Here is a 3716-nt window from a genome sequence, read left to right on the forward strand (position 1 = left end):
AGCCCGCCGCCGCCGTGCAGGTGCGCGCGCCGTCGCCGGCCGATGACGCTGCCCGCGAAGAGCGCGTCAAGATGACTCGCCTGCGCCAGACCATCGCGCGCCGCCTCAAGGACGTGCAGAACACCGCGGCCATGCTCACGACCTTCAACGAGGTCGACATGACCAACGTCATGGCGCTGCGTGCCCACTACAAGGATGCGTTCGAGAAGAAGCACGGCTCGAAGCTCGGCTTCATGGGCTTCTTCACCAAGGCCGTCGTGCAGGCGCTGAAGGACATCCCGGCCGTCAACGCCGAGATCGACGGCACCGACCTGATCTACAAGAACTACTACCACATCGGCGTCGCCGTCGGCACCGACAAGGGCCTCGTCGTGCCCGTGGTGCGCGACTGCGACCACAAGTCGATCGCCGACATCGAGAAGGGCATCGCCGATTTCGGTCGCCGCGCCCGTGACGGCCAGCTCAAGATCGACGAGATGCAGGGCGGCACCTTCACCATCACCAATGGCGGCATCTACGGCTCGCTGATGTCGACGCCGATCCTGAACGCGCCGCAGTCCGGCATCCTCGGCATGCACAAGATCCAGGAGCGACCGATGGTCGTCGGCGGCAAGATCGAGGTCCGCCCGATGATGTATCTGGCGCTGTCCTACGATCACCGCGTCATCGACGGCAAGGAAGCCGTCACCTTCCTGGTTCGCGTCAAGGAGAGCCTGGAAGATCCGGCGCGCCTGGTGCTCGATCTCTGATCCCTAGTGCTCTGCGAGCGCCGTCGCCCCTTTGCGCGACGGCGCGTGTCGAACCATGGAGGCGCACATGACGGATAAGGTCGTTGTCATCACCGGCGGCAGCCGCGGCATCGGGCGGGCGACCGCGATTGCGGCGGCCGCGCGCGGCTTCCGCGTCGTCGTCGGCTATGCCAGCAACAAGAAGGCCGCCGACGAGGTGGTCGCCGAGATCGAGGCCAGCAACGGCAAGGCCATCGCGGTGAAATGCGATGTCGCCGAGGAAAGCGACATCCTCGAACTGTTCAAGGCGGCGGACAAGTTCGGGACGCTCGGGGCGCTCGTCAACAATGGCGGCATCGTCGGCAAGAGCGGCGTGCGTGTCGACGAGATGTCGGCCGAGCGCATCCAGCGCGTGATGGCGGTCAACGTCACCGGCTCAATCCTCTGCGCGCGCGAGGCGGTGAAGCGGATGTCGACCAAGCATGGCGGCAAGGGCGGCGTCATCGTCAATCTGTCGTCGGTCGCTGCCAGGCTCGGCGCGCCAAACACCTATGTCGATTACGCGGCGTCCAAGGGCGCGGTCGATTCCTTCACCGTCGGCCTCGGCCATGAGGTCGCGGGCGAAGGCATTCGCGTCGCCGCGATTCGGCCCGGCCTGATCGACACCGAAATCCACGCCGCCGGCGGCGAGCCCGATCGCGCTCATCGTCTCGCCCATTTGGTGCCGATGAAGCGCGTCGGCACGGCCGATGAAATCGCCAACGCCATCGTCTGGCTGATGTCGGACGATGCCTCCTATGTCACCTCAGCCATTCTCGATGTGTCCGGCGGACGCTGACACATCCTCATCACGCTAAACCTACGGGACTTTCTCTCATGGCTACCTACGATCTCGTCGTCATCGGCACCGGACCGGGCGGTTATGTCTGCGCGGTGCGCGCAAGCCAGCTCGGAATGAAAGTCGCCGTGGTCGAAAAGAACGCCACGCTCGGCGGCACCTGCCTCAACGTCGGCTGCATGCCGTCGAAGGCGCTGCTGCACGCTTCCGAGATGTTCGAGGAAGCCACGCATTCCTTCGCCAAGATGGGCGTGTCGGTCTCCGCGCCGAAGCTCGAGCTTCCCGCGATGATGAACTTCAAGCAGCAGGGCATCGACGGCAACGTCAAGGGCGTCGAGTTCCTGATGAAGAAGAACAAGATCGACGTGCTCAAGGGCACCGGCAAGATCATCAGTGCCGGCAAGGTGGAAATCTACGCCGACGGCAAGTCGCAGGTGGTCGGCACCAAGAACATCGTGATCGCCACCGGCTCGGACATCGCGCGGCTGAACGGCATCGAGATCGACGAGAAGCGCATCGTGTCGTCGACCGGCGCGCTGTCGCTCGACAAGGTGCCCGGCAAGCTCCTGATCGTCGGCGCTGGCGTGATCGGCCTTGAGCTCGGCTCGGTCTGGCAACGTCTCGGCGCCGAAGTCGTCGTCGTCGAATTCCTCGATCGCATCCTGCCCGGCATGGACGGCGAGATCGCCAAGCAATTCCAGCGCATCCTGGAAAAGCAGGGCTTTGCCTTCAAGCTCGGCTCGAAGGTCACGGGTGTCGAGAACAATGGGAAGGCGCTGCTCGCAAAGATCGAGCCGGCTGCCGGCGGCGCTGCCGTAATGCTGGAAGCCGACGTCGTTCTCGTCTGCATCGGCCGCGTACCCTACACCGAGGGCCTGGGCCTGAAGGAAGCCGGCGTTGCGCTGGACAATCGCGGCCGCGTGCAGATCGACGCCCACTTCGCCACCAGCCTGAAGGGCGTCTATGCCATCGGCGACGTCGTCGCAGGCCCGATGCTGGCGCACAAGGCCGAGGACGAAGGCGTTGCGGTTGCCGAGATCATCGCAGGCCAGGCGGGTCACGTGAACTACGATGTCATTCCAGGCGTCGTGTACACCACGCCGGAAGTGTCCGCTGTCGGCAAGACCGAGGAGGAACTGAAGCAGGCGGGTGTGGCCTATACGGTCGGAAAGTTTCCCTTTACCGCCAACGGCCGCTCCAAGGTCAACCAGACCACCGACGGCTTTGTGAAGATTCTCGCAGATGCGAAGACCGATCGCGTGCTCGGCGTGCATATTATCGGCCGCGAAGCCGGCGAAATGATCCAAGAAGCGTGCGTTCTCATGGAGTTTGGTGGCAGCGCGGAAGATCTCGCTCGCACCTGCCACGCGCATCCGACCCGCTCGGAGGCCATCAAGGAGGCCGCGCTTGCAGTCGGCAAGCGGGCCATCCATATGTAGGCGACGCCCCAAGCTGAATCGGGCGGGACATCACATGCTGCGCCGCCTTCTTCAACCGGTCTGGGTCCTGCTGGCGATCATCTTCCTGATCGAAGCCTGGCTGTGGGACCATCTTGAGCCGGTCGTCGCGCGGGTTGTCGCAATCATCCCGCTCGCCCGGTTCAAGCAATGGCTGACGGAGCGTGTCGATGCGCTGTCGCCGGCGATGACGTTGATCGTCTTCGCCGTCCCCATCATCCCGCTGTTTCCGCTCAAGCTGGTCGGGCTGTGGCTGCTCGCGCACGAATACTGGACCAGCGCGGTCTTCACGCTTCTGTTCGCCAAGATGGTCGGCGTCGGCGTCACCGCCTTCGTCTTCGACGTGACGCGCGACAAGCTGCTGGAGATGGGCTGGTTCGAGCGGCTCTATGAGCTGGTGTTGAAGGTGCGCGCCAAGGCCTCCCAGCTGGTCGACCCGATCAAGCGCCGCATCAGGGAGCTCATCATCGGCAACGGCGAAGGCTGGTCCTCCCGCACGCTCCGCCTGATCCAGCGCTTTCGTAAGAGCGTGCACCAAGCGCGCTAGCTGTTCGCCACATACTTGGTGTCATCGCCCGGCTTGATGTTCAGCCCGGGGACATGACCGACGGGTGTTCGGGGACATAGCCGACACTTTCTCCGCTCGCCAAGTCGATGATAGCGACTGGGTGGGCGGCAAAGAAGACCCCGTAT

At 64.1% G+C, this 3716-nt stretch carries 4 protein-coding genes; all 4 read left to right on the plus strand.

The window, feature by feature from the left end; all coding sequences use genetic code 11:
- On the plus strand, nucleotides 1–749 hold a 749-nt coding region (odhB, locus tag AC629_RS42640), incomplete at its 5' end, for a 2-oxoglutarate dehydrogenase complex dihydrolipoyllysine-residue succinyltransferase (RefSeq protein WP_084810606.1).
- Nucleotides 750–816: 67 nt separating this feature from the next.
- The gene (locus AC629_RS42645) at nucleotides 817–1566 is read left to right on the plus strand and encodes an SDR family oxidoreductase (protein ID WP_084810609.1); all 750 of its coding nucleotides are present in this window, start codon (nucleotides 817–819) and stop codon (nucleotides 1564–1566) included.
- Between the two features lie 38 nt (nucleotides 1567–1604).
- Nucleotides 1605–3005 (plus strand): dihydrolipoyl dehydrogenase, encoded by a 1401-nt coding sequence (lpdA, locus tag AC629_RS42650; RefSeq protein ID WP_084810607.1) that lies wholly within the window; start codon nucleotides 1605–1607, stop codon nucleotides 3003–3005.
- A 34-nt stretch (nucleotides 3006–3039) separates the two neighbouring features.
- A complete protein-coding gene (locus AC629_RS42655; protein ID WP_084810608.1) occupies nucleotides 3040–3570 on the plus strand; it encodes a hypothetical protein in 531 nt (176 codons plus the stop codon).
- Nucleotides 3571–3716 lie beyond the last annotated feature (146 nt).

This window comes from Bradyrhizobium sp. NAS80.1, from assembly GCF_001908205.1.
Taxonomy (GTDB): domain Bacteria; phylum Pseudomonadota; class Alphaproteobacteria; order Rhizobiales; family Xanthobacteraceae; genus Bradyrhizobium.

Bases quoted from the DNA above. Each gene is read 5' to 3' on its own strand.
- AC629_RS42655 (WP_084810608.1), top strand. From the start codon at position 3,040: ATGCTGCGCCGCCTTCTTCAACCGGTCTGGGTCCTGCTGGCGATCATC.
- lpdA (WP_084810607.1), top strand. From the start codon at position 1,605: ATGGCTACCTACGATCTCGTCGTCATCGGCACCGGACCGGGCGGTTAT.
- AC629_RS42645 (WP_084810609.1), top strand. From the start codon at position 817: ATGACGGATAAGGTCGTTGTCATCACCGGCGGCAGCCGCGGCATCGGG.